The sequence below is a fragment of the Arthrobacter mangrovi genome (assembly GCF_026011795.1).
GTDB lineage: Bacteria > Actinomycetota > Actinomycetes > Actinomycetales > Micrococcaceae > Crystallibacter > Crystallibacter mangrovi.
Genome location: NZ_BRVS01000026.1, coordinates 133,807 through 157,567 on the forward strand (window position 1 = coordinate 133,807; position 23,761 = coordinate 157,567).

Consider the following 23,761-nt stretch of genomic DNA (forward strand, 5'->3'; position numbering starts at 1 on the left):
GCTGGGAGGTGTTCAGGAATGAAGGCAACGCAGGGTGACAGGATCATCGTCCGCGGCAGGACCGTGGAGTCGTCCGACCGGCACGGGGAGATCCTGGAAGTACGGGGTGAGGACGGGGCTCCGCCCTATTTCGTGAGGTTCGACGACGGGCACGAGTCGGTGCTCTTCCCGGGCGGGGACTTCGTGGTGGAGGCGCGGCCGGTGCCCTAGCCGCGCCAGTCCCGCCTGTCCTAAGCGGAGGCCAGCGAGCGGTCCAGCCATGCACGCAGCGCCGCTGCCGGCGCCGCGCCGGCCTGCTGTGCCGCGATCCGGCCGTCGATGAGGACCATGAGGGTGGGGATCGACTGGATCCGGAACCGAGCGGACAGCCCGGGCGCCGCGTCCACGTCCACCTTGACGAGCTTGATCCTGCCGGCGCGCTCGTGCGCCAGCTGGTCCAGCACAGGACTGACCATGCGGCAGGGGCCGCACCAGGCCGCCCAGAAGTCGACGAGTACGGGCACCGGCGACTGCTCGGCGATGGCGGCGAAATCGGAGTCACCGGCCGGGACGATCCACGGCAGGTCCTGGTGGCAGTTGCCGCAGCGGGGCCGGCCCGAGGCCGCGGCCGGAACCCGGTTGGCCTTGCCGCAGTGCGGGCACTTCACGATGGCGTTCTCCACACCGGGAGTGTACTGCGTCGGGACAGCGGGCGGAATGGACGACGGCGGTGCGGCGTTGAGCCGGACATGGAGCGTATTGGTTTTCTGTCCTTTGGCCACTGGGGGCCGGGCCGCGGGTCCCGCACCCGCTCGGCGCGCGAGGCGCTGCTGCAGGGAATCGAGCTGGCGGTGGCCGCCGAGGAGCTCGGCATCGACGGCGCGTTCTTCCGGGTGCACCACTTCGCCCGGCAGCAGGCGGCCCCGTTCCCGCTGCTCGCGGCAATCGCGGCGCGCACGTCCCGGATCGAGATCGGCACCGGCGTGATCGACATGCGCTACGAAAATCCGCTCTACATGGCGGAGGAAGCGGCCGCCACGGACCTGATCAGCGGTGGCCGGCTCCAGCTCGGCATCAGCCGGGGATCCCCCGAACCGGCGAGGGACGGCGCCGCCTCGTTCGGCTACGTGCCCGCCGAGGGCGAGACGCCGGCGGACATGGCGCGGCGCCACACCGAGGTGTTCCGGCATGCGATCGTCGGCGGGGGAGTGGCGGAGGCGGACCCGCAGTACACCGGCGCCTCCGGGCTGCTGCCGATCCAGCCGACGTCCTATGACCTGCCGCAGCGGATCTGGTGGGGCGCCGGGACCCGGAAGACCGCCGTATGGGCCGCCGAACAGGGCATGAACCTGATGAGTTCCACGCTGCTGACCGAGGACACGGGCGTGCCCTTCGACGAACTGCAGGCCGAGCAGATCCGGATGTTCCGCCAGGCCTGGAAGGCCGCCGGGCACAGGTTCCGGCCGCGGGTTTCGGTCAGCCGCAGCGTGATGCCGATCGTCGACGACGAGGACCGGATGTACTTCGGTGGCCGCGCCGGAGAGGGGAGCGACCAGGTCGGGATGATCGACGGCTTGCTCTCGCGCTTCGGCCGCACCTACACCGGCGAGCCGGACATCCTGGCCCGCGAACTCGCGGAGGATGCCGCGGTGCGCGAGGCCGACACGCTGATGCTCACGGTCCCGAACCAGCTCGGTGTCGCCTACAACGCCAAGCTGCTGGGGAACATCGCCCGCTACATCGCGCCGGAACTCGGGTGGCGGGGCAAGGCGGCCGCGACGGCGGAGGACGGGGTCAGGGAGCGCGGCTGACCCGCCGCGGCCCGCTGGCGGCGGCCTACTGCAGGCCGCGCAGCCGGTCCATCTCCCGGCGGTCCTTCTTGGTAGGCCGGCCGGCGCCGCGGTCCCGCTGCGGCAGCCCGAGCGCCGGCATCGGCGGCCGCTCCGGGGTGTGGTCGGTGAAGCAGTGCGAGGCCGCCTCCGCGCCGACCCGCTTGGCGATCAGCCGGCGCACCTCAAGGATCCGTTCGTAGCCCGGCTGGCGGACCCGGATCGTGTCTCCGGCAACCACCGTCTGCGAGGCCTTGGCCGGGTTGCCGTTCAGCCGTACGTGGCCGGCGCGGCAGGCAGCCGTGGCGGCCGAGCGCGTCTTGTAGGCGCGGATGGCCCAAAGCCAGGCATCGATCCGGACGGAGGAGGGGGCGGTCGGCAGCGCGGTCATGATGGATAAAGAGTCTAAGTGGTCTCCGTCGATTCATCGAGTCTTAGGTTGAGCACGGCCTCTGCCGCCCGCCGGACAAGCGGGCTAAGCTGGGCGGCAGAGGGAAGGAACTGCTGATGGAAACGTCGTCGTTAATGCCCTCCGAGTGGCAGCGGGCCCTGCTCATCATGGCCCATCCCGACGATCCCGAATACGGCGCCGCGGCCGCGGTCGCGCAGTGGATCGCGGAGGGCAAGGAAGTTTGCTACGTACTGGCCACGCGCGGGGAAGCCGGAATCGCCGGGCTCGATCCGGTGGAGGCTGCAGCCGTGCGGGAGGCCGAGCAGCGGCGCGCCTGCGAGCGGGTCGGCGTGGACACGCTGGAGTTCCTCGATTTCGCCGACGGCCGGCTGGAGCACTCGCTCGTGCTGCGGCGCGAACTCGCCAGCGCCATCCGGCGGCACCGACCGGACGGGATCATCACGCTGAACTTCGAGGAGACCTGGGGTCCCGGCATGTGGAACTCGGCGGACCACCGCCACCTGGGCGCGGCCGTGATGGACGCCGTGGCGGATGCGGCGAACGAGTGGATCTTTCCGGAACTCTACGGCGGCCCGGATCCGCACCCGGGGGTGCAGTGGGTGGCCGTCTGCTCGCCGCGGCCGACGCACTGGCTGGACGTGGACGCCGAAAGCGTGGAGCGGGCGGTCGAATCGCTGTCCGAGCACCGCATGTACCTGGAGGCGCTCAGCGACGAGCCGGTCGAGGAGCAAGCCCGCCGGCAGATCGATATGGTCACGGCGGGCGGGGAAACGGCACGCCGGGTGGGATTCCAGCTGTTCCGGTTCTGAGCTGGCGCTTTCGCTTAGCTAGTGTTAGCGGGTGAGCTACTTCATACCCCGCAAGCCGTGGCGCGGCCGGATCGGCGCGCTCCTCGGCATCCTCATCATGGCCCTGAGCCTGCGCCCGGCCGTGTCCGTGGTGCCGCCGCTGCTGGGAACCGTGGGCCCGGAACTGGGCTTCGACGCCACGACCATCGGCGCGCTGGCCATGCTGCCGCCGCTGGTCTTCGCCGCGGCCGGCCTCGCCACCCCGGCGCTGATCCGCTGGCAGGGCGCCGAGCGCGTGCTCACCGCGGCGGTGCTGCTGGCGGTCGCCGGGCAGCTGGGCCGGGCGGCGGTCGATTCGGTCTGGCCCTTCCTCGGGCTGTCGGCCGTGGTGATGGCCGGCTACGGGATGGGCAACGTGGTGCTCCCGCCGCTGGTGAAGAAGTATTTCCCGGACCGGATGGGCGTGGTTACGGCCGGCTACGTGACCCTCCTGGCCGTGGGTACCGCGGCGAGCCCGCAGCTGGCAGTGCCGGTGGCGGAGCTGGCGGACTGGCGGGTTTCGATAGCGCTCTGGGCCTCGGTCAGCGCACTTGTGCTGGTGCCCTGGGCGGTGCAGCTGCTGCGGAACCGAAAGGCCCGTGACGGGGACGACGACGGCGACGCGGCTTCCGCGGGGCCGGTTGCCGCGGGTGCCGCGCGCGCTGGGTCCGCCCGCGGGGAAGGAGGCACTGCCCGGGCAGCGCAGGCTCCGCCGCCGCACCTGCAGCACCTGAATCCATGGCGTTCGCGGGTGGCCTGGGGGCTGGCCATCTTCCTCGCCGGCAACTCGGCGCAGACCTACGTCTACTTCACCTGGCTGCCGCCGTACCTGACGGGCCAGGGCGTGGATCCGGCGGCCGCGGGTTCCGCGCTGGCGTACTTCGCCATCCTCGGCCTGCCCGTCAGCCTGCTGGTCCCGCTGGTGGTGCCGAGAATGCGCAATCCGATCATCGCCGTCGTCATTTTTGCCGCGTGCTGGGCCGGCGGACACCTGGGCCTGTACCTGGCGCCGACGGACGGCACCTGGTGGTGGATCACGCTGGCCGGGCTGGGCCAGGGCACCTTCGCGATGGCGCTGCTGATGATGAACCTGCGCTCGCGGACCCAGCACGGGGCCGCCGTGCTGGCGGGCTTCAGCCAGGGCATCGGCTATGCCGGGGCCGGGGTCGCGCCGCTGCTGTTCGGCGTGGTCCAGGAGGCGACCGGCGGCTGGACTGCGTCGTTTGCCATGCTAGGAGTTTGCCTGCTCGTGCTGCTGGCGGGAGCCGTCATGATCAACCCGCGCCGCTGCATCGAGGACGGCAATGAGGGCGACGGCGAGGACGGCATCGGGGACGGCGTTGTGGACCGCATCGAGGGCGAGGGCAGCTCCGCTTCCTCTGCGCGGCCCCGGGAGGAGGACACGGAGCTGCAGGCGCAGGCGGAAGGCCGGCCCCCGGCGTCGTACGGAGAAAGACGAGGCTGATGCCTCCCCCGCATGCCCGGTCCGCCGCTAGGGTGCCGGTCCGGCGGCGGCTTCTGCATACGACGCCGAGACCCGGCGGTATACGGGGGTCAGGAAGGCCAGCAGAGCCGCCGCGATCATCAGGATTCCGGCGGCCAGGAACACCAGGGCGATGCCGCGCGAAGTGCCCTCGCCCAGCAGCGGAGCCAGGCCCGCGGCGCCCTCCGCCGACCGGGCGTAGGGGATGATCCAGACCTGGGCGACGGGCGCTACGAGGAACGCGGTGATCGGAGCCGCCGCCGACTCGAACGCCATGGCGAATCCGAAGACCCGGCCTTGCCGGTCCAAGGGCACCACCCGCTGGATGACCGTCTGCTCGGCGGCCTCGACAAAGGGCACCAGGACCATGTACAGCCAGATGCCGGCGATGTAGAGCCACGCCCACTCCCGGAGGGTGAAGACCGCACCGACGACACCCATCATGATCACCGCGAGGAGCATGCTGCGCAGGGGGTTGCGGCCCAGTCCGAACTTGCCGATCAGGGCGCCGCCGACGATGAAACCGGTGGCCCCGAGCGCGAAGTAGGTGCCCCACAGCTCCACCGGGAACAGCTCCAGGCCGTAGGGATCCATCAGCGCCATGTAGACGCCGCCGACGAAGTTGTTGAACGTGGAGAACAGGATCAGCGCGAACAATCCGGCAACGGCCAGCACGGCGGCAAGGGAACCGCGCAGGTCGAATCCGCCGTGCGCGTCCGAGGCAGCCGGCTGCGCCTCCTCCGGCAGGCGCAGCGTGAGCAGGTGCACGAAGGCCAGCGCGGTGAGCGCCACGCCTACGGCGATGGTCCAGCCCATGCCCAGCAGCCCGACCGACAGCCCGGAGAGGACCGAGGTGACGATGAACATCAGCCCCTGCACCATGCCTACCAGTCCGTTGGCGTTGGCCCGCCGGTCCGGCTCGATGAGGATGGTGACCGTGGTGGAGAGGGCGATGTTGCGCAGGTTTTCCACGACCGCGCCGACCAGGATGACCAGGGTAAAGACCCAGAACCAAGGCTGCGACAGGTCCAGCAGGCGGGCGGCGGGTATCAACAGGAACAGGAGCCCGGAGAGCGCGAACATGGCCAGCGTGAAGCCTCCGGCGAAGCGCATCACGGCCAGCTTGCGATAGCGGTCCACGAACGTGCCGAAACTGATGCTGGAAAGGGCCATCAGCAGCATGTACGCCCCGCCAACCACGCCGGTGGCGATCACATTGCGCGTTTCAAGGTACACCCAGAACGTGAGGGCAAACCACAAATAGCTGGTCGTGATGTTGGCGGCGGCGGTATTCACGAGGATCCCCGCGAAGGTGCGGGACCGCTGTGCCGGAGTGCGCAGGGAAGTGCCGGTGGCTTGAGCGGCGGTAGTCCCGGAGCCAGCCGGTTCCTGCTCGGGCATGCGCCCAGTGTACTGAAAATCGGCGAGGGCGGCAGGCCCGCATGGAGGCCGGCCGCCCTCGCCGATGGTGCTGTTGCTAGTCGCCGATGTAGAAAAGGCGCTTGTTGACGAACTCGTCCATGCCGAGCGGGCCGAGTTCTCGGCCGAAGCCGGAGCGCTTGACGCCGCCGAAGGGGATGTCCGCGCCTTCGCCGACGCCGTTGACGTTGGCCATGCCGACCTCGAGCTGCTGGGCGATCCTCCGGGCGCGTTCCTCATCCGTGCTGAAGACAGCGCCGCCGAGGCCGTACTGGGTGTCGTTGGCCAGCTTGAGGGCTTCCTCGTCGGAGGAGACCTTATAGACCACGGCGACCGGGCCGAAGAGTTCTTCGGTGTAGGCGCGCATCTGGGGGGTGACGCCGGTGAGGACGGCGGGGGCGATGTAGGCCGCCGGGCCGTCCTGCAGCTGGCCGCCCGCGTGCAGGGTGGCGCCCTTGTTGACCGCGTCCTTGAGCTGTTCGGCCAGGGCTTCGGCCGCGGCGCGGGAGGACAGCGGGGCGAAGGTGCCCTCGGCTTCCTCGGCCGGGTTGCCGGGCTTGAGGTCCTTGGCCTGCTTGGCCAGTTCCGCGACGAAGCCGTCATAGATGTCGTCCATGACGATCATGCGCTTGTTGGAGTTGCAGGCCTGGCCGGTGTTCTCCATCCGGAACTCCCAGGCCGCTGCCGCTGCGGCCGGGACGTCCTCGGCGTCCAGCACCACGTAGGGGTCGGAGCCGCCGAGCTCGAGCACGGCCTTCTTCAGGTTCTTGCCGGCCAGTTCGCCGATGATGGCGCCGGCCCGCTCGGAGCCGGTCAGCGAGACGCCCTGGATGCGCGGGTCCGCGATGATGTCCGCGATCTGCTCATGCGTGGCGAACACGTTGATGTACGCGCCGGCCGGGACGCCGGCGTCGTCCATGATCTGCTGGATCGCCAGCGCCGACCGCGGGCAGGACTCGGCGTGCTTGAGGATGATGGTATTGCCCAGCACCAGGTTGGGCGCGGCGAACCTGGCCACCTGGTAGTACGGGTAGTTCCAAGGCATGATGCCCAGCAGCGGGCCGACGGGCAGCCGCTGGATGAGGGCGCGGCCGCCGCCGATCGCCTTGATCTCCTGGTCCGCGGCCAGGCCCGGGCCCTCGGTCGCGAAGTACTTGAAGATGTCCGTGCAGAACTCGGCCTCGCCCTTGGACTGGGAGAGCGGCTTGCCCATTTCCTCGGTGATGATGGCGGCGAGCTCATCGGCCCGCTCGGTAAACAGGTCGGCGACCTTGGCCACGATCTTGGCACGTTCGGCGATGGGCACTTCCTTCCAGGACTGGAAGGCCTCCTGGGACCTGGCCAGCGCGTCCTGGATCTCGGCATCGGTGGCGGTCGGGAACTCCTCCACCACCTCGCCGGTGGCCGGATTGAGCACGCGGTAACCGGGCTGGGTGGTCGACGTGGCAGTCACGGGAACTGTCTCCTTTTGTTGATGGCAGCCGGGCACAGGCTATCCCGACCTCTCCCCATAATCATGTACCGTCCGGCCGGTCCTGTGAAGTCCGTTACGTTCCGCTGTAAGGGAACGGACGACGGCGGCTTCCGGACTTGGGGTGTTCCGGCCCGGCATCCATAAGCCCACAATGGGCTTATGGATGCCGCACAGCTGAAAGCCCTCGCCCTCGTCTGCACGCTGACTCCGTCACCCAAACCGTCGAGCAGCGAGCTGCTCGCTCGCCAGATCGTCCAGCAGTTGTCCACGCACGATGTGGAGTGCGACCTGATCCGCGTGGTGGACCACGACGTCAAGCCCGGCGTCCAGACGGATATGGGCGAGGGGGATGAGTGGCCCGCCATTCGGCAGCGCCTGCTGGCGGCGGACATCCTGGTGCTCGCTACGCCCATCTGGCTCGGGCACCCTGCCAGCGTGGCGCAGCGTGTGCTGGAGCGGCTGGACGCCGAACTGTCCGAGACGGATGAAAAAGGCCGGCTGAGCATGTTCGACAAGGTGGCAGTGGTCGCCGTCGTTGGCAACGAAGACGGAGCGCACCACGTCAAGGCTGAGCTGTACCAGGCTCTTTGCGACGTCGGCTTCACCATTCCGGCGCAAGGCGCGACCTACTGGGTGGGCGAAGCCATGCAGGGGACGGACTTCCAGGACCTGCCGGAGACGCCGGAGCCGATCGCGGGTGCAACGGCCATGGCGGCGCGCAATGCGGCCCACCTCGCCCGGGCGCTGAAATCGTCGCCGTATCCGGCCGGCTGACGGGCTGCCGGACCCCCAAAGCTGGTGCTCGACAAAGCCGCCGCAGCGGAGGAACCTTTGTGCTGTGCTCTGTCGAGCCGCTGATTGTCCGTTCCGCGGCCTGGGGAAGCAGCGGATCCACGCTCCCGATACGGTCCGGGCCGCGCCCTCGGGAACCGTTTCCACTGCGGCCGATGCCACGCCAAGGGGCAATCGTCATGCCTGCCAATACAGTTTCGAGCCTGGAATCCCGGTCCTTCGACGAGCCGGACGAGAAGCGCCGTCCGGACAAGAGTGAAGTGGATGTGCTGAGCGTCAGCGGCTACACGCTGGGCCGTTTCCGCTTCCAGCCCGGCTGGCGGTGGTCCGACTGCATCAAGCCGGTCGTCAAGACGGACTCCTGCCAGAACAACCACGTGGGCATCTGCACCTCCGGCACGCTCACCGTGGAACTGTCGGACGGAAGCCGCGCCACGATCAAGGCGGGCCACTCCTACTCCATCCCGCCCGGCCACGACGCCTGGGTCGAAGGGGACGAGCCATGGGTGGGCTACGAGTTCCTCAGCGCGGCGGAGTACGCCAAGGAGGCCTGAGCTCGGGCCGGACATTGCGGTGCGGCGCCGTCCTGACCCGCATCAAGACGGGCGGATCAGGACGGCAGGCGGGCTGGATCAACGGCAGGGTCAGGCGCCGGGCCGGACCTCGTTGATGCGGAACACGGCTCCGGTGGGATCGGCGAGCGTCGCCATCCTGCCGAACGGGGTGTCTTCCGCCGGCTGCAGCAGCCGTCCGCCCAGGCCCACGGCCGTTTCGATCGCGGCATCGACATTCTCGACGCCGAAGTAGACCTGCCAATTGGAGGGCACGCCCTCGGGCAGGAAGGCGGCGGCGTCCAGAATGCCGGCTCGCGCGCCGTCGCCCGCGCCCAGGGTGGTGTAGCGGAACTCTTCAGTGTCGCTCATGACGTCGGTCTGCCAGCCGAAGACGTCCTGGTAGAACTTCACGGCGGCCGGGTAGTTGCGCGTCTGCAGTTCGTGCCACACGGGCGCCCCGGCTTCGTCGTGGACCTCGAACCCGGTCATTCCGCCGAACTGCCATGCGCCGACGGCCGCTCCGCCGGCGTCGCCGAACATGGCCATGTGCCCCTGCTCCGGGACCTCCATCGGCGGCACGTAGACCTGTCCGCCGGCAGCGGCCGCGGCCTCGGCTGCGGCGTTGATGTCCTCCACCCGCAGGTAGGTGCTCCAAACGTCGGGGTAGCCGGACTGCCCGTCGTTCTTCATCATGCCGGCTACCGGCCTGCCGTCCTTGAGGGCCATGATGTAGCCGCCGTACTTTTCTTCGTCTCCGGTTTCGTAGGTCCAGCCCATCAGCTGCTGGTAAAAGTCCCTGGCCTGTTCCGGATTGGCGGTCATGAGGTCGATCCAGCAGGGTGCGCCGTTCTCGATTTTGGGCGTGGGCATGCGGTACTCCTGTCATTGATAAACATTGGGAGGTACGGACAGCAGTGACTCTAGCGGCGGTCACTGACACCGGCAATGGTCCGGGAGTCCCGCCGGCAGTACTGCCCGCCCACCCGAGGGGACGGGTGCCGCCAGGGTGGATGGCGCCGTCGTTCTTCTGCGCAGCCGTTCTTTTGCACAGCGAGGATGCCGTCCGTGTGTGCGCTGCCACACTGACAGGTTGAAGCGTGGCCCATAGCGTCGAGGGGTACCTATCCTGTTTGACCTTGAGGACGCATGTCAATGACGACAGAACTCTTAGCAACACCCAGCCCAAGTACGGCGACCGGCCCGTTGGCGGACGCGCAGGCCCAGCTTGCCGCCGCCGTGGAGACGCTCGACTACGGCGCCGGACTGCACCGGCTGCTCGCCAGCCCGCGGCGGGAAATGACCGTCTCCATCCCGCTGCACCGCGACAACGGGGCGGTAGAAGTGCTGACCGGCTACCGCGTGCAGCACAACTTCTCCCGCGGCCCGGCCAAAGGCGGACTGCGCTTCAGCCCGGCAGTGGACCTGGACGAAGTGCGGGCGCTGGCGATGTGGATGACCTGGAAGTGCGCCCTGCTGGATGTGCCCTATGGCGGGGCCAAGGGCGGCATCACGATCGACCCGCGCAACTACTCGGTCCGCGAACTCGAGCGCGTCACGCGGCGCTACACCTCCGAGATCCTGCCGATCATCGGTCCCGAGAAGGACATTCCGGCTCCGGATATTGGCACCGATGAGCGGACCATGGCTTGGATGATGGATACCTACTCGGTCAACGTCGGCTACACCGTGCCCGGCGTGGTCACCGGCAAGCCGGTGAGCGTGGGCGGATCGCTGGGCCGGCCGAGCGCCACCTCGCGCGGAGTGGTCCAGATTGCGCTCGCCGCCCTGGCCCACAACGGACTGGAACCGCGCCGCAGCAGCGCGGCCGTCCAGGGCTTCGGCAAGGTCGGCGCCGGCGCGGCCGCCTTCCTGGCTGAAGCTGGCGTCAAAGTGCAGGCCATCAGCGACCAGTACGGGGCCGTCTACGCCGCGGGGGGAATCGACGTTCCGGCGCTCGCGGAGCACGTCGAGCTGACAGGCAGCGTGGTTGGTTTCGCCGGGGCTGAACCGATGGATGCGGCCGCCCTGCTGGAACTGGACGTGGACCTGCTCGTTCCGGCCGCCGTCGAAGGCGTCCTGCACGCAGGCAACGCCGGGCGGGTGCGGGCCAAGGTCGTGGTGGAAGGCGCCAACGGACCGACTACGGGCGAGGCCGATGCCATCCTGCAGGCCAACGGCATCCTGGTGGTGCCCGACATCCTGGCCAACGCAGGCGGCGTCATCGTCTCCTACTTCGAGTGGGTGCAGGGCAACCAGGCCTACTGGTGGACCGCGGACGAGGTGGAGGACCGGCTGGCCCGCCGGATGCTGGCCGCGTGGGAGAACGTACTGGCGGTCTCCAAGGCCCGCCGCATCACCCTTCGCGAGGCCGCAACCGTGACGGCCGTGGAGCGCGTGGCCGAAGCCCACCTCACCAGGGGCCTCTACCCCTAACCGCACGCGCAGCCGAGGGTAAGCCCGGGAAAGCGAAGGGGCACCGGATCTCCGCGATGGGAGATCCGGTGCCCCTTCCCTGGGACCAACCGATTAGACGGCTTCGAGCACGCTCACGTAGTTGGCGATTGCGAGGCCGCCCATGTTGTGCACGGCGGCGCGGCGGGCGCCGGGCAGCTGCATCTCGCCGGCCGTGCCGGAGAGCTGCATGGCCGCGACCACGTGCTGGGAGACGCCGGTGGCGCCGACCGGATGGCCCTTGGCCTTGAGTCCGCCGGAGAGGTTGACCGGCAGCTTGCCGTCCCGGTAGACCCAGCCTTCCTCGATGGCGCGGCGGCCTCCGCCGGCCGGGGCGAGGCCCATGACTTCGTACATGATCAGCTCCGCAATGGTGAAGCAGTCGTGCACTTCGGCCAGGTCCAGGTCCTCCAGCTCGACGCCGGCCATGCCGAGCGCACGCTGCCAGGCGGCGACGCTGCCGGCGAAGGCGATCGGATCGCGCTTGGCCGCGGGCATGAAGTCGTTCGCGTGGCCGAAGCCGGCGAGCCGGACGGGAGCGGCGGCGGCGCTGGCCGGTGCGGGGCCGGCGCTGAGCACGACGGCGGCGGCTCCGTCCGAGACGGGGGAGCAGTCCGTGCGGCGCAGCGGCTCGGCGACCACCGGGTTCTTGTCCGAGACGGTCCGGCAGAAGTCCTCGCCGAGGTCCTTGCGCAGCTGGGCGTACGGGTTGGCGACGCCGTTGCGGTGGTTCTTCGCCGCGATGGAGCCGAGCACGTCGCCGACCGGGCCGTGCTGCTTTTCGTAGTGCTTGGCGGTCTCGGCGAAGAGGCCGGCGAACCCGGTGGAGGAGGGCTTGCCGGCGGCCTCGTAGTCCGCGCCGAGCAACGCTGCGCCGACGACGTCAGCCCCGGCGTGCGTCATCTTCTCGGCGCCGATCACCAGCACGTTCCGCGCGGTCCCGGCCAGGAGCGCCTTCGCGCCCTGCTGCAGGGCGGCCGAGCCGGAGGCGCAGGCGTTCTCGACGCGCGTGGCCGGGACGTTCGCCAGCTGGTCGGACACCTGCAGCGCCAGCGAGGACGCGAAGCCCAGCGGCACCATGCCGGAGTTGAACTGGCCCAGGTAGACCTCGTCGATCTGCCCCGGCTCCAGCCCGGCGTTGGCGATCGCCTCGGTGGCGACACCGACGATCAGGGATTCGAGCGTCTCGTCGGCCAGCTTGCCGAAAGAGGAGTGGCCCCAGCCGGTGAGCAGGATGTCCTTGCCGAACTGTTCTTTCAGGCTCACTTGTTGGTTCCTTCCAGGACGTTCTCGAGCTGCGCCGCCAGTTCGGGGGAGAGCTCGAACTCCGCCTCGGTCTTCTCCCGGACCTCCTGAAGCGTGACGCCGTCGGCGAGCTGCTTGAGCACCAGCCGGGGCGTCCCGCCGTCGTCGTTAATGTCAAAGTCCGCAAGGTCCGTGATGATCCGGTCCACCACGCGCACGCCGGTCAGCGGCAGCGAGCACTCGGTGACGATCTTCGGGCTGCCGTCCTTGGCGACGTGCTCGGTCAGCACCACCACGCGCGGGGTGCCGGCGACCAGGTCCATCGCGCCGCCCATGCCCTTGACCATCTTGCCCGGGATGGTCCAGTTGGCCAGGTCGCCGGCGCCGGATACCTGCATGGCGCCGAGGATGGCCACCTTGACGTGCCCGCCGCGGATCATGCCGAAGCTGGCGGCGGAGTCGAAGATGGAGCCGCCGGGCAGCACGGTGACGGTCTGCTTGCCGGCGTTGATCAGGTCCGGGTCCTCGTCGCCCTCATACGGGAACGGGCCCATGCCGAGCAGGCCGTTCTCGCTCTGCAGCACCACGCGCGTACCCTCGGGCAGGTTGTTGGCCACCAGCGTGGGGATGCCGATGCCGAGGTTGACGTAGTCGCCGTCGTTCAGTTCGGTGGCCGCGATGGCCGCCATCTGGTCTCGTGTCCAGGCCATGGTTTCTCTCCTTGCGTTCGCAGCTTCAGGCGCCGACGACGGCGGCGGGCCGGGGGCGGGTGGTCAGCTTTTCGATGTGCTTGGTGCGGTCCGTGGCCTTGATGAGCCGCTGGACGAAAACGCCGGGGGTGACGATGTTGTTCGGATCGAGCTGGCCGGGCTCGACGATGACCTCGGCCTCGGCCACCGTGACCTTGCCTGCGGTGGCTACCACCGGGTTGAAGTTCCGGGCGGTGTACCGGTAGATGAGGTTGCCGTCCGTGTCCGCGGTGTGGGCATGCACGAGTGCCAGGTCGGCGACGATCCCGCGCTCCTGGACGTAGAGCTCGCCGTCGAACTCGGCGTGCGGCTTGCCCTCGGCGATCTGGGTGCCGACGCCGGTCTTGGTATAGAAGGCGGGGATACCGGCGCCGCCCGCGCGCAGCCGCTCGGCGAGGGTGCCCTGCGGGTTGAATTCCACCTCCAGCTTGCCGGCCAGGAACTGCTCGGCGCAGAGCTTGTTCTCGCCGATGTAGGAGCCGAGCACCTTGCGCACCTGGCCACCCTCGAGCAGGACGCCCAGGCCCTTGCCGTCCACGCCCATGTTGTTGGAGATGATGGTCAGGTCCTTCACGCCGGAGTCGCGCACGGCGTCGATCAGGTCCGCGGGGATGCCGCTGAGGCCGAAACCGCCGACGGCGATGCTCATGCCGTCGTGCAGCACGCCCGCCAGCGCGTCGGCCGCTCCTGGAATCAGTTTGGACATTGCTTCCTCCTCGTTGAGTCTCCGGCGCGGGCCGGGAGCTGGGCTGTCCATCTTGTGGACAGCGGGTTTCCATGGAGACTAGCGTCACAATCAGGAGAGCGTCAACCGACCGATCAGACTACTATTCATACTGTGGACGGGTTGCGGAAGGTTGTCCACATTATGGATTGAAGGGCGGATCATGGCGGAAAAACCGGTTCAGGGTGCACAGGTCGTCTCCCGTGTTGCGCGGCTGCTGCGCATTGTCGGGCGGGCTCCGGAAACCGGCGCCGCGCTGCCGGATATTGTCGACGCGGCCGGCCTCACCCGGCCTACCGTCTATCGTCTGTTGAATTCGCTGGCCGCGGAAGGGCTGTTGGACCACAACACCGAAACCAACACCTGGCACCTGGGGCCGGAGCTGTACGTGATGGGCGCCGTGGCCGCCGGCCGGTACGCGATCGAGGACCTCGCCAGGCCGAGCCTGCAGCGGCTGGCGGACGAGACCGGGGAGAGCGCCTTCCTGTCGATCCGCCGCGGCGACGAGACGGTCTGCCTGGTCCGGGTGGAGGGCAGCTTCCCCGTGCGCTCCTTCGTGCTGCACGAGGGCGTCCGCTTCCCCTTGGGCGTGGCCTCCGCCGGGCTGGCGATCATGGCCTTCCTCCCGGAGGAAGAGGTGGATCGTCTGCTTGACGACGGCGGCGCCCGGGTGGAGCGGTTTGGTCCGGCCCATTCGGCGGAGAGCATCCGGGCCAACCTCGAGGCAACCCGGCGTGCCGGCTACACCGTGAACCCCGGGCTCATCCTCGAAGGCAGCTGGGGGATGGGCGCGGCGGTCTTCGACCGGAACGGCCAGCCTGCCTGGGCGCTCTCGCTGACCGGCATCGAGCAGCGCTTCCGCCCGGAGCGGCAGGAGATGCTTGGGAAGCTGCTGCTCGAGGAGGCCCACAAGATCACCCAGCAGCTGAAGGAGCCCCAGTCCCGGTAGCATCTGAAGAATGTCAGTGGCTCCGCGTCCTCTCCGCACAGCCGTGATCGGCTATGGCCTTTCCGGCCGGGTCTTCCACGCGCCCTTCCTCGCCGCCAGCAGCGCCTATTCCCTGGACGCCATCGTGACGGCCAACCCCGGCCGGGCGGAGCAGGCAGCGACCGACCATCCGCGAGCCCGGATTGTCCCGGATTCGGCTGAGCTGTTTGCCGGTTCCGAGGGGCTGGACCTCGTGGTGGTGGCTACTCCGCCTGCCAACCACTACGTGCTAGCCGAGGCAGCGATCCGCCACGGACTCCACGTCGTCGTGGACAAGCCCTTTGTCCCGGTCAGCACGCAAGGCGAGCAGCTCATGGCCCAGGCCCGCCAGGCCGGCGTCGTTCTTTCCGTTTTCCAGAACCGCCGGTGGGATTCGGATTTCCTGACCCTGTCCAAACTCATCGGGGACGGCGTGCTGGGCAAGGTGCACACTTTGGAGTCGCGGTTCGAACGCTGGAAGCCGGAGGGGCTGCGGGACTGGAAGGCCACGGCGGATGTAGCCGAGGGCGGCGGGATGCTCTTCGACCTCGGCTCGCACCTGATTGACCAGGCACTCACGTTGTTCGGCCCGGCCATGCGGGTCTACGGGGAGACCGCCCGCCACACGCCGGGGGCCGGCACCGACGAGGATGTCTTTGTCTCGATACTCCACGAATCGGGCGTGCGCTCGCGGCTCACCATGAACCTCATTTCCGCACTACCGGCGCCGCGTTTCCACGTGCTCGGCTCCTCTGGCGCATTCACTTCGTGGGGCCTGGACGGACAGGAGGCAGCGCTCCGTGCCGGAGTCGTGCCGGGATCGGACGGGTACGGAACAGAACCTGAAGAGCGCTGGGCCACAGTTGGAACGCCCGGGCGGACGCGGAAAGTGCCTTCCGAACGCGGGGCCTACACCGAGTTCTACCGATTGCTGGCCGACGCCATCAGCCACGGCGGGCCCGTACCGGTGGACCCGGCGGACGCCCTGGCGGCCATTCGGGTCATCGAGGAAGTCCACCGCCAGAACCAGGAAGGCTGAGAGTCCCGGCCCCGCCGGGCCCGTCAGCCGAGCAGCAGGGCCACGAGCAGGACGGCGGGCAGGGATAGCAGCGAGCTGAGGAGGATGATGTCGCGCACGAGGGTGGACCGGATTCCGAACTGGCTGGAGAACAGGAAAACGTTCTGGGCCGTCGGCAGGGCGGCCATGATGACGACGCCGAGCAGCTGCACGCCGTCGACCCCGAAGAGGAAGCGGGCCACGGCCCACGCGATCAGGGGCATCAGCGCGAGTTTGATGATCGAGCCGAGGGCGACGTCGGCCCGCACGCGGCGCTCGGAGAGCGGCTTCTGCCCGTAGAGGCTCATGCCGAAGAGCATCAGGAGCATCGGAATGGAGGCGTGGCCCAGCATCTCGACCGGGGTCCAGAGCACCTCGGGCAGGTGCAGCCCGGTCACCGACATGAGGGCGCCGGCGGCGGTGGCTACGGTGACCGGGTTGGCGATGGACTTGACCAGGGTGCGGCCGAGCGGCGCGGTGGCGCCGTCGTTAGCTGCCGTACGGTTGCGGGCGCTCCAGGCGAAGAGGGACAGGTACACCGGCGCGATGACCAGCAGCTGCGCCAGCAGCACGGAGACCACGGGTGCCGAGCTGCCCACCGCGTAGAGCGCAATCGGGATGCCGATGTTGCCGGCGTTCACGTACGAAGCGGCCATGGCGCCGACGGCGGTCCGCGCCCCGGACCGCCGCAGCACCAGCCGGGCAACCAGCGCGTAGAGGCCGCCGGCCAGCGCGGCCGTGATCAGCGCGATCGGCGTGTAGACGCCGATGACGGCGGCCAGGTCGGTCTCGGCGAGCAGGATGAACATCAGCGCGGGGTTGGTGATGTAGTAGATGGCCGGTGTCAGGCCCTTCTGCATGGCCGGAGTCTGCTGCGGGAGCAGCGCCGCCGCGCCGAAACCGACGGCGACCAGCGCCAGGACTACTCCGAAACCGAGCAGTACGCCTTCCAACAGACCTCCTCGGTCACGGCGCCGTCCGGCCGAAGGGGCCGGCCGGACAGCTGATCTTCACTGGGTTGGGGCACAAACAAGCCGGAGCCCGTCTTTGCGGACGGGCTCCGGCTTATGGTGGCTAGCGGACCAGGCAGGGACGCTTGGGATCGAACTCCCAGCCCGGCACCAGGTACTGCATGGAGACGGCGTCGTCGCGGGCGCCGAGTCCGTGCTCCAGGTACAGGGCATGCGCCTCGGCCAGCCGTTCGCGGTCCAGCTCGATGCCGAGTCCGGGGGCGTCCGGCACCTTGATCTCGCCGTCGCGGATCAGCAGCGGGTCGCGGGTCAGGCCCTGCCCGTCCTGCCAGATCCAGTGCGTGTCCAGCGCGGTGATCTCGCCCGGCGCGGCGGCACCGACGTGGGTGAACATGGCCAGCGAGATATCGAAGTGGTTATTCGAATGCGAGCCCCAGGTGAGTCCGAATTCGTGGCACAGCTGCGCCACGCGGACGGACCCGGCCATGGTCCAGAAGTGCGGATCGGCCAAGGGAATATCGACGGCGTTCGAGCGCACCGCGTGCGACATTTCCCGCCAGTCCGTGGCGATCATGTTGGTCGCGGTCTGCAGCCCGGTGGCCCGGCGGAACTCGGCCATGACCTCGCGGCCGGAGAACTTGCCCTCGGCGCCGCACGGGTCCTCCGCGTAGGCGACGACGCCGCGCATCCGCTTGCCCAGCCGGATGGCGTCCTGCAGCAGCCAGCCGCCGTTCGGATCCAGGGTGATCCGGGCGTCCGGGAAGCGCTCCTTCAGCGCGGTCACGGCGTCGACCTCGAGGTCGCCGGCCTGGACCCCGCCCTTGAGCTTGAAGTCCTGGAAGCCGTAGCGGGCCTGCGCGGCCTCGGCAAGCCGGACAACCGCGGCAGGAGTCATGGCCTCCTCGCGGCGCACCCGCTCCCAGTCGTCGGCGCCGTTGGGCTCGCGCAGGTAGGGCAGGTCCGTGCTGTCCGGGTTGCCGACGTAGAAGAGGTAGCCGAGCATCGGCACCGCCGAGCGCTGCTGCCCGTCCCCGAGCAGCTCGGCCACCGGCACGCCGAGGAACTGCCCGTGCAGGTCCAGCAGGGCGGACTCGACGGCGGTCACCGCGTGCACGGTGGTCCGCAGGTCGAAGGTCTGCAGGCCCCGGCCGCCCGAGTCGCGGTCCGCGAACGCAGTGGCGATGTCGCGGAGCAGGGAGCGGAAGCGGGCCACCGGCTGGCCGCTGATGATCCGGCCGGCGTCCTCGATGGTGGCCCGGATCTTCTCGCCGCCGGGCACCTCGCCCAGGCCGGTGCGGCCCTCGGAGTCGGTGATGATGACGACGTTGCGGGTGAAGAACGGCCCGTGCGCGCCGGAGAGGTTCAGGAGCATCGAGTCATGCCCGGCGACCGGGACGACCTCGACGGCGGCGATGGTTGGCTGGGTGCTCATCCGTTACTCTCCCGCGCGCTTGACGGTGCCGTCGACGCGGCGGTTGAGCCGCCACGGATTCGCGTCCTGAACCGGGGCCGGCAGCAGGCCGTCCGGAATGTTCTGGTACGCCACGGGCCGGAGGAAACGTTCGATCGCCAAGGTGCCGACCGACGTCGTACGCGAATCCGACGTGGCCGGGAACGGGCCGCCGTGGACCATCGCGTGCCCGACCTCGACGCCGGTGGGCCAGCCGTTGGCGAGGATGCGTCCGGCCTTGCGCTCCAGGACCGGCAGCAGCGGGGCCACGGTGGCGTGGTCCTCGTCCGTCAGGTGCAGCGTGGCGGTCAGCTGGCCTTCGAGGCGGCGGGCGGCGGCGACGAGTTCCTCGGCCGAGGCGTAGCGGATGATCAGCGAGGCCGCGCCGAAGATCTCGTCGTGCAGGACCTGGTTGGACAGGAAGGTGTCCACCGTGGTGCCGAAGACGGTCGGGGCGGGGGCGTTCTCGGTCTCGCCGTCCTGTCCCTTGGCCACGAGTTCGACACCGGCCTGGGAGCCGAGCGCCTCCACGCCGGTCTGCCAGGACTCGGCAATGCCCTTGGTGAGCATGGTCTGGCCCGGTGCCGTGGCGAGGGCGCGGTTGACGGCGGCGGCGAAGCGGTCTCCGGTCTCGCCGGCCGGCACGAAGACCAGGCCGGGGGCCGTGCAGAGCTGGCCGCTGGAGCCGGTGACGGAGGCGGTGTAGGCCTGGGCCAGCGCCTCGAGGTCGCCCTTGAGCGCGCCGTCGAAGAAGAAGACCGGGTTGATGGAGCTCATCTCGGCGTAGACCGGGATGGGTTCGGGGCGGGCCGCGGCGGTCGCCATCAGGGCGGTGCCGCCGGAGCGGGATCCGGTGAAGCCCACGGCCTTGATCGCCGGGTCGGCGACCAGGGCCTGGCCGATGCTGGTGCCGGGGCCGTAGACCAGGGAGAAGACGCCGGGGTGCAGGCCGCTGTCGCGCACGGCGTCGGTGATCGCCCGGCCGACGATCTCGCTGGTGCCCGGGTGGGCGTTGTGGGCCTTGAAGACCACCGGGCAGCCGGCGGCCAGCGCGGAGGCGGTGTCGCCGCCGGCGGTGGAGAAGGCGAGCGGGAAGTTGCTGGCGCCGAAGACCGCGACCGGGCCGAGGGCGACCTTGCGCTGGCGGATGTCCACGCGGGGCATCGGCTGGCGCTCGGGCTGTGCCGGGTCGATCCGCACGCCGCGGTGGTCGCCCTGCCGCACGACCTGCGCGAAGAGGCGCAGCTGGCCGGTGGTGCGGCCGCGCTCGCCGTTCAGCCGGGCCTCCGGCAGGCCGGTCTCGGCCATTGCACGCTCGACCAGCTCAGCGCCGGAGGCCTCGATGTTGTCCGCGATCATCTCGAGGAAGGCGGCGTGGGTTTCCGGGTCGAGCGAGCTGAAGCTCTCGAAGGCCTCTTCGGCGGCGGCGGTGGCGGCGGCGAGCTGGTCGACGTCGATCAGCGAGTAGGCCGGTTCCAGGACCTCGTTGGTGCGCGGGTCGAAGCCGTTCATGGTGCGGCCGTTGCCGGCCACCTGCTCGCCGGCAATGATCGACTGGCCGGCCAGCGTGGTTTCTGTCGTGGGCATCGGGGGTACTCCTTCTGCGGTGGGTGGGGTCTGGCGTCCGGTCCCGGACCGGGCGGAAAGCGGCCGCCCGGGGCGGGCGGCCGCTTTCGACGTCGTTATTCAGGCAGGCTGTGCCATGGCGGCGTCCCGCGGGCGGACGCCCGCGGCGTCGATCAGGGCGGACAGGTCCGCGACGTCCTGCTCGGTCAGGTCCTGCAGCGGCGGGCGGACGGAGCCGGCGTCGCGGCCGATAGCCTTCAGGCCGCCCTTGACGATGGAGACGCCGTAGCCCTTGGCACGGTCGCGGATGTCCAGGTAGGGCAGCACGAAGCGGTTCAGCTTCTCGTTGACGGCGACGCGGTCCTGGTTGCGCACGTCGCGGTAGAACTCGAGCGCGAACTCCGGCACGAAGTTGTACATCGCGGAGGAGTAGGTGCTCATGCCCAGCTGCAGCAGCGGCAGGGCGAAGGTCTCGGCGGTGGGCAGGCCGCCGAGGTAGAACAGCCGGTCGCCGTTCTTCGCGTAGACCTTGGTGAGGTGCTCGATGTCGCCGAGCGCGTCCTTGAAACCGATGAAGTTCGGGTGGCGGTCCGCCAGCTTCGCGACGGTGTCCGCGGAGTAGACGGCGTTGGCGCGGTTGTAGACGATGACGCCGATGCTGGTAGCGGAGCAGACGGCGGAGACGTGGGCCAGCAGGCCGGCCTGGTCGCACTCGGTGAGGTACGGCGGCAGCAGCAGGAGGCCCTCGGCCCCGGCGGCTTCGGCGTCCTTGGCGTTCTGGATGGCCTGCGCGGTGGAGCCGCCGGCGGAGGCCAGCACCGGCACGCGGCTGCCGGCTTCTTCCACGGCCATCCGGACGACGCGGGCGGACTCTTCCGGGGTCAGGCTGAAGCCCTCGCCCGTGCCGCCGGCGGCGAAGAGCCCGGCGACGTCGAAGCTGGACTGCCACGCGAGGTGCGTGCGGTAGGCGGCTTCGTCGATCTTCAGGTCGGCGTCGAACGCGGTGACCGGGAAGGAGAGCAGGCCTTCCTTGAGCTTGTCGGCGAGTTCCTGGGGCGTGTACTGGGCCACGTGCATCTTCCTTTGCGATGGTGCCGGGACGGCGGGTCTGGGTGGTCGTTTCCTCCACCCTAGGAAGGGTTGATGATGCCTGTCCAAGCCCTATTTTGTATGGATTGATGCAGGAAAGGCATTACGGCGGCGGGCTCAGGCGGTTCGCTCCCAGACGACCTCGAGCAGCTGCCGCAGCGCCGGGTTGTGTCCCGCCCTGGTCCAGATCGCGTGCAGCTCCACGGTGTCCGAGGCGACGTCGGCCAGCCGAAGGTACGCCACGCCCTCGACGCCGAGCAGCCGGGCGGACTCCGGGACGAAGGCGACCCCGCGCCCGGCGGCGACGAGGGCCACCATGGTCAGGACCTGGCTAACCTCGTGTACGACGTTGGCATGTTCGAACGGAATGTGCCGGACCACCAGGTCGTAGAAGTAGCGGGCCTTGACGGGCGAATGCATGATCAGCGGGACGTCCTTCAGGTCCGCCGCCGCCACCGGCCGGGTGAGCCGGTCCAGTTCGTGGCCGGCCGGCACCGCCAGTTGCAGGTCCTCGGAGAGCAGCAGGTGGGATTTGAACCGCTCGGTATCGAAGGGCGGGCGGGCCAGCCCGAGGTCCAGGTCGCCGTCGAGCAGGGCCTGGACCTGTTCGCTGGTGACCAGTTCCTGCAGCTCCACGTCCACGTCCGGCAGTTCGGTGGAAATCTGTTCCAGCAGCGGGCCCAGGAGGCTGAAGGCCGACGCCGCGGTGAAGCCGATGCGCAGTTCGCCGGCCTGGCCCGCGGCGATGCGGCGGGCCGTGACCGGTGCGCGGTCGGCGGCGATCACCAGCCGGCGCGCCTCGCCAAGGAAGGCCCGGCCGGCCGCGGTCAGGCTGACCTTGCGGTTGTCCCGTTCCAGGAGGTCGACGCCGATGCTCCGCTCCAGCTTCTGGATCTGGCGGCTGAGCGGCGGCTGGGTCATCCGCAGCCGTTCGGCCGCCCGGCCGAAGTGGAGTTCCTCGGCGACGGCGATGAAACTGCGGGCTTGGTCGAGGGTGTACATGATGCCTTCCAGGTATTACTCAATGCAGTATTGGGCTTGGACATGCATCATAGTGGTTTCCTAAGCTCAGTGACCGAAGCGCCGTGACCTTGTTCACACTGAGCATCGGCGCCCTTTCGCGGTTCATCAATCAAGGAGCTTTGAAGTGAAAGCATTTCCCCTCCGCCGGGCCGTCGTCGGCCTGGCCTCTGCCTCCGCCGTCCTGGCGCTGACGGCCTGCGGCGGCAACGTGGGCTCCGGCTCGGCGTCCGAAGAGGAGTTCCCGACCAAGCCGATCAACGTCACCGTTGGCGCCGCAGCCGGCGGTTCGACCGACCTGATCGCCCGCGCCATCGCCGAGGGTGCCTCCGATGACCTCGGCGTAGCCATGCCGGTCGTCAACAAGCCGGGTGCCAACGGCGCGCTCGCCCTCAAGGAGACCCAGGGCAAGCCTGCCGACGGCTACGAGCTGGCCACCCTGAACGCCTCGCTGGTCACCATCACTCCGCTCGCCGTCAGCGAGTCCGAGGCCGTGTCGCTCGATGACGTTGACGTCATCGTCGGGCTGTCCCAGGACGACTACGTGATGGTCGCCAGCCCCGAGGCCGGGGTCAAGTCCGTGGAGGACCTGACCAAGAAGGACAACCTCAGCTTCGGCACCACCGGCGTGGGCACCGGATCCCAGCTGGCCCAGGCCCTGCTGCTGAAGCAGGCCAAGATCAACGGCACCGAAGTGCCGTTCGACTCCGGGGCTCCGGCCGTCACCGCCGTCCTGGGCAACCAGGTGCAGGTGGCCACCGTCCAGCTGGGCGAGGCCAAGGCACAGATCGATGCCGGCAAGCTCGTTCCGATCGTCGTCTTCTCGACCGAGCGCAACAAGTTCCTGCAGGACGTCCCGACGGCGACCGAAGAGGGCTACGACATTCCGGTTTCCCAGTACCGCGCCATGGTTGCGCCGAAGGGTACCCCCGAGGAGGTCAAGGAACGGCTGAAGACCTCGTTCGAGAACACCTTCAAGACCGAGGCCTACCAGAAGTTCAATGAGCAGAACCTGCTGACCCCGAAGGAGATCTCCGGCGAGGAAGTCATCTCCGAATGGACCGAACTCGCGAAGAAGTACAAGGACCTGACCGCCGAGTACGACATCGACCTGAAGCAGAGCTAATCAGCCGCGCCAGGCCCACAGGAGCACCATCATGAATGAGACAGCCAAAGCGATCCCGGTTCCGACGGAATCGGACGAGGACCTTACCCCGGAGCAGCTCGCTGCCCAGTGGGAGGCCGAAGCGCCGCCATCCGCGGGACCAGTCGCCAACTTCGCCGCGTCGCTGGTGGCGACCGTGCTGGGCATCATCGGCATTGTCCTGTCCGTCCGGCTGGGACTGGGCACGCCCAGCCAGCCCCAGCCGGGACTGTGGCCGTTCATCATGAGCCTCGTTATTACGGTGCTGGGCCTGGCGCAGCTGGTCGTCGGCAGGAAAGGCGGGGAGGGCGAGAAGTTCTCCCGCCTGTCCTGGCTCGTGCTTTTCGGCGCCGCCACCCTCATCGGCCTCGTGGCGCTGATGCCCGTCATCGGCTTCGAGATCCCGTCCCTGCTGCTGAGCTTCATCTGGATGAAGTTCCTCGGCGGCGAAACGTGGCGCTCGGCCGTGCTCTACTCCGTCCTGGTTGTCGCGGCGTTCTACGGCATCTTCATCCTGGGCCTGGGGACCACCATCCCCCACCTGTTCTAACGGTCCTAG

The 23,761-nt window shown here is 69.2% G+C and carries 24 protein-coding genes; 11 read left to right on the plus strand and 13 right to left on the minus strand.

What is annotated here, in order from left to right:
• The first annotated feature begins 18 nt into the window (after nt 1–18).
• On the plus strand, nt 19–210 hold the full coding sequence (locus AHIS1636_RS17440) for a DUF1918 domain-containing protein (protein ID WP_264797113.1): 192 nt from the start codon (nt 19–21) through the stop codon (nt 208–210).
• A gap of 20 nt (nt 211–230) precedes the next feature.
• Here AHIS1636_RS17440 and trxA read toward each other — a convergent pair whose 3' ends face one another.
• The gene (trxA, locus tag AHIS1636_RS17445) at nt 231–662 is read right to left on the minus strand and encodes a thioredoxin (protein ID WP_264797114.1); all 432 of its coding nucleotides are present in this window, start codon (nt 660–662) and stop codon (nt 231–233) included.
• 66 nt (nt 663–728) lie between these two features.
• On the opposite strand from trxA, the gene AHIS1636_RS17450 reads away from it, so the two are divergent.
• The gene (locus tag AHIS1636_RS17450) at nt 729–1,790 is read left to right on the plus strand and encodes an LLM class flavin-dependent oxidoreductase (protein WP_264797115.1); all 1,062 of its coding nucleotides are present in this window, start codon (nt 729–731) and stop codon (nt 1,788–1,790) included.
• A gap of 25 nt (nt 1,791–1,815) precedes the next feature.
• On the opposite strand, the gene AHIS1636_RS17455 is transcribed toward AHIS1636_RS17450, so the two are convergent.
• Nucleotides 1,816–2,199, minus strand: a complete 384-nt coding sequence (locus AHIS1636_RS17455; protein ID WP_262106464.1) for an RNA-binding S4 domain-containing protein — start codon at nt 2,197–2,199, stop codon at nt 1,816–1,818.
• A gap of 116 nt (nt 2,200–2,315) precedes the next feature.
• Here AHIS1636_RS17455 and AHIS1636_RS17460 point away from each other — a divergent pair, with 116 nt between their 5' ends.
• On the plus strand, nt 2,316–3,029 hold the full coding sequence (locus tag AHIS1636_RS17460) for a PIG-L deacetylase family protein (RefSeq protein ID WP_264797116.1): 714 nt from the start codon (nt 2,316–2,318) through the stop codon (nt 3,027–3,029).
• A gap of 31 nt (nt 3,030–3,060) precedes the next feature.
• Nucleotides 3,061–4,512, plus strand: a complete 1,452-nt coding sequence (locus AHIS1636_RS17465) for an MFS transporter (protein WP_264797117.1) — start codon at nt 3,061–3,063, stop codon at nt 4,510–4,512.
• A 27-nt stretch (nt 4,513–4,539) separates the two neighbouring features.
• Here the strand turns inward: AHIS1636_RS17465 and AHIS1636_RS17470 are convergent, their stop codons facing one another.
• Together AHIS1636_RS17470 and AHIS1636_RS17475 are read right to left on the minus strand one after the other, a co-directional pair.
• Nucleotides 4,540–5,931: an MFS transporter gene (locus AHIS1636_RS17470; protein WP_264797118.1), complete on the minus strand. Its 1,392-nt coding sequence runs from the start codon at nt 5,929–5,931 to the stop codon at nt 4,540–4,542.
• 76 nt (nt 5,932–6,007) lie between these two features.
• Complete coding sequence (locus AHIS1636_RS17475; protein ID WP_264797119.1) at nt 6,008–7,402, minus strand: NAD-dependent succinate-semialdehyde dehydrogenase; 1,395 nt, start codon at nt 7,400–7,402, stop codon at nt 6,008–6,010.
• Between the two features lie 180 nt (nt 7,403–7,582).
• Between AHIS1636_RS17475 and AHIS1636_RS17480 the strand changes: the two genes are divergently transcribed.
• Together AHIS1636_RS17480 and AHIS1636_RS17485 are read left to right on the plus strand one after the other, a co-directional pair.
• Entirely contained in the window at nt 7,583–8,197 is a 615-nt protein-coding gene (locus tag AHIS1636_RS17480; protein WP_264797120.1) for a flavodoxin family protein, read from the plus strand.
• A gap of 197 nt (nt 8,198–8,394) precedes the next feature.
• Nucleotides 8,395–8,769: a cupin domain-containing protein gene (locus AHIS1636_RS17485; RefSeq protein ID WP_264797121.1), complete on the plus strand. Its 375-nt coding sequence runs from the start codon at nt 8,395–8,397 to the stop codon at nt 8,767–8,769.
• Nucleotides 8,770–8,859: 90 nt separating this feature from the next.
• Here AHIS1636_RS17485 and AHIS1636_RS17490 read toward each other — a convergent pair whose 3' ends face one another.
• Nucleotides 8,860–9,639, minus strand: a complete 780-nt coding sequence (locus tag AHIS1636_RS17490; RefSeq protein WP_264797122.1) for a VOC family protein — start codon at nt 9,637–9,639, stop codon at nt 8,860–8,862.
• Nucleotides 9,640–9,921: 282 nt separating this feature from the next.
• On the opposite strand from AHIS1636_RS17490, the gene AHIS1636_RS17495 reads away from it, so the two are divergent.
• Complete coding sequence (locus AHIS1636_RS17495; protein ID WP_264797123.1) at nt 9,922–11,202, plus strand: Glu/Leu/Phe/Val family dehydrogenase; 1,281 nt, start codon at nt 9,922–9,924, stop codon at nt 11,200–11,202.
• A gap of 93 nt (nt 11,203–11,295) precedes the next feature.
• On the opposite strand, the gene AHIS1636_RS17500 is transcribed toward AHIS1636_RS17495, so the two are convergent.
• Genes AHIS1636_RS17500 through AHIS1636_RS17510 form a run of 3 tightly spaced genes read right to left on the minus strand, consistent with a single transcriptional unit; the run spans nt 11,296 to nt 13,920 of the window.
• Nucleotides 11,296–12,486 (minus strand): acetyl-CoA acetyltransferase, encoded by a 1,191-nt coding sequence (locus AHIS1636_RS17500; RefSeq protein ID WP_264797124.1) that lies wholly within the window; start codon nt 12,484–12,486, stop codon nt 11,296–11,298.
• Nucleotides 12,483–13,175, minus strand: coding sequence for a CoA transferase subunit B (locus tag AHIS1636_RS17505; protein WP_264797125.1), 693 nt, complete (start codon nt 13,173–13,175; stop codon nt 12,483–12,485). The genes AHIS1636_RS17500 and AHIS1636_RS17505 overlap by 4 nt, the downstream gene beginning before the upstream one ends.
• A gap of 25 nt (nt 13,176–13,200) precedes the next feature.
• Entirely contained in the window at nt 13,201–13,920 is a 720-nt protein-coding gene (locus AHIS1636_RS17510) for a CoA transferase subunit A (RefSeq protein WP_264797126.1), read from the minus strand.
• Between the two features lie 181 nt (nt 13,921–14,101).
• Between AHIS1636_RS17510 and AHIS1636_RS17515 the strand changes: the two genes are divergently transcribed.
• Together AHIS1636_RS17515 and AHIS1636_RS17520 are read left to right on the plus strand one after the other, a co-directional pair.
• On the plus strand, nt 14,102–14,887 hold the full coding sequence (locus tag AHIS1636_RS17515) for an IclR family transcriptional regulator (protein WP_264797127.1): 786 nt from the start codon (nt 14,102–14,104) through the stop codon (nt 14,885–14,887).
• Nucleotides 14,888–14,897: 10 nt separating this feature from the next.
• Nucleotides 14,898–15,944 carry a Gfo/Idh/MocA family protein gene (locus tag AHIS1636_RS17520; protein ID WP_264797128.1) on the plus strand — a complete coding sequence of 349 codons (1,047 nt, stop codon included), beginning with the start codon at nt 14,898–14,900 and terminating at the stop codon, nt 15,942–15,944.
• A 23-nt stretch (nt 15,945–15,967) separates the two neighbouring features.
• Here AHIS1636_RS17520 and AHIS1636_RS17525 read toward each other — a convergent pair whose 3' ends face one another.
• The 5 genes from AHIS1636_RS17525 to AHIS1636_RS17545 form a co-directional block, all read right to left on the minus strand.
• On the minus strand, nt 15,968–16,915 hold the full coding sequence (locus AHIS1636_RS17525) for an AEC family transporter (RefSeq protein ID WP_264797129.1): 948 nt from the start codon (nt 16,913–16,915) through the stop codon (nt 15,968–15,970).
• Between the two features lie 121 nt (nt 16,916–17,036).
• Nucleotides 17,037–18,365, minus strand: coding sequence for an enolase C-terminal domain-like protein (locus AHIS1636_RS17530; protein WP_264797130.1), 1,329 nt, complete (start codon nt 18,363–18,365; stop codon nt 17,037–17,039).
• A 3-nt stretch (nt 18,366–18,368) separates the two neighbouring features.
• Nucleotides 18,369–19,970, minus strand: coding sequence for an aldehyde dehydrogenase (NADP(+)) (locus AHIS1636_RS17535; RefSeq protein WP_264797131.1), 1,602 nt, complete (start codon nt 19,968–19,970; stop codon nt 18,369–18,371).
• A 99-nt stretch (nt 19,971–20,069) separates the two neighbouring features.
• Nucleotides 20,070–21,020 (minus strand): 5-dehydro-4-deoxyglucarate dehydratase, encoded by a 951-nt coding sequence (gene kdgD / locus AHIS1636_RS17540; protein ID WP_264797132.1) that lies wholly within the window; start codon nt 21,018–21,020, stop codon nt 20,070–20,072.
• Nucleotides 21,021–21,155: 135 nt separating this feature from the next.
• Nucleotides 21,156–22,040 carry a LysR family transcriptional regulator gene (locus AHIS1636_RS17545; RefSeq protein ID WP_264797133.1) on the minus strand — a complete coding sequence of 295 codons (885 nt, stop codon included), beginning with the start codon at nt 22,038–22,040 and terminating at the stop codon, nt 21,156–21,158.
• Nucleotides 22,041–22,185: 145 nt separating this feature from the next.
• On the opposite strand from AHIS1636_RS17545, the gene AHIS1636_RS17550 reads away from it, so the two are divergent.
• Together AHIS1636_RS17550 and AHIS1636_RS17555 are read left to right on the plus strand one after the other, a co-directional pair.
• Entirely contained in the window at nt 22,186–23,184 is a 999-nt protein-coding gene (locus tag AHIS1636_RS17550; RefSeq protein WP_264797134.1) for a Bug family tripartite tricarboxylate transporter substrate binding protein, read from the plus strand.
• 31 nt (nt 23,185–23,215) lie between these two features.
• Nucleotides 23,216–23,752 carry a tripartite tricarboxylate transporter TctB family protein gene (locus AHIS1636_RS17555; RefSeq protein ID WP_264797135.1) on the plus strand — a complete coding sequence of 179 codons (537 nt, stop codon included), beginning with the start codon at nt 23,216–23,218 and terminating at the stop codon, nt 23,750–23,752.
• The last annotated feature ends 9 nt before the right edge of the window (nt 23,753–23,761 follow it).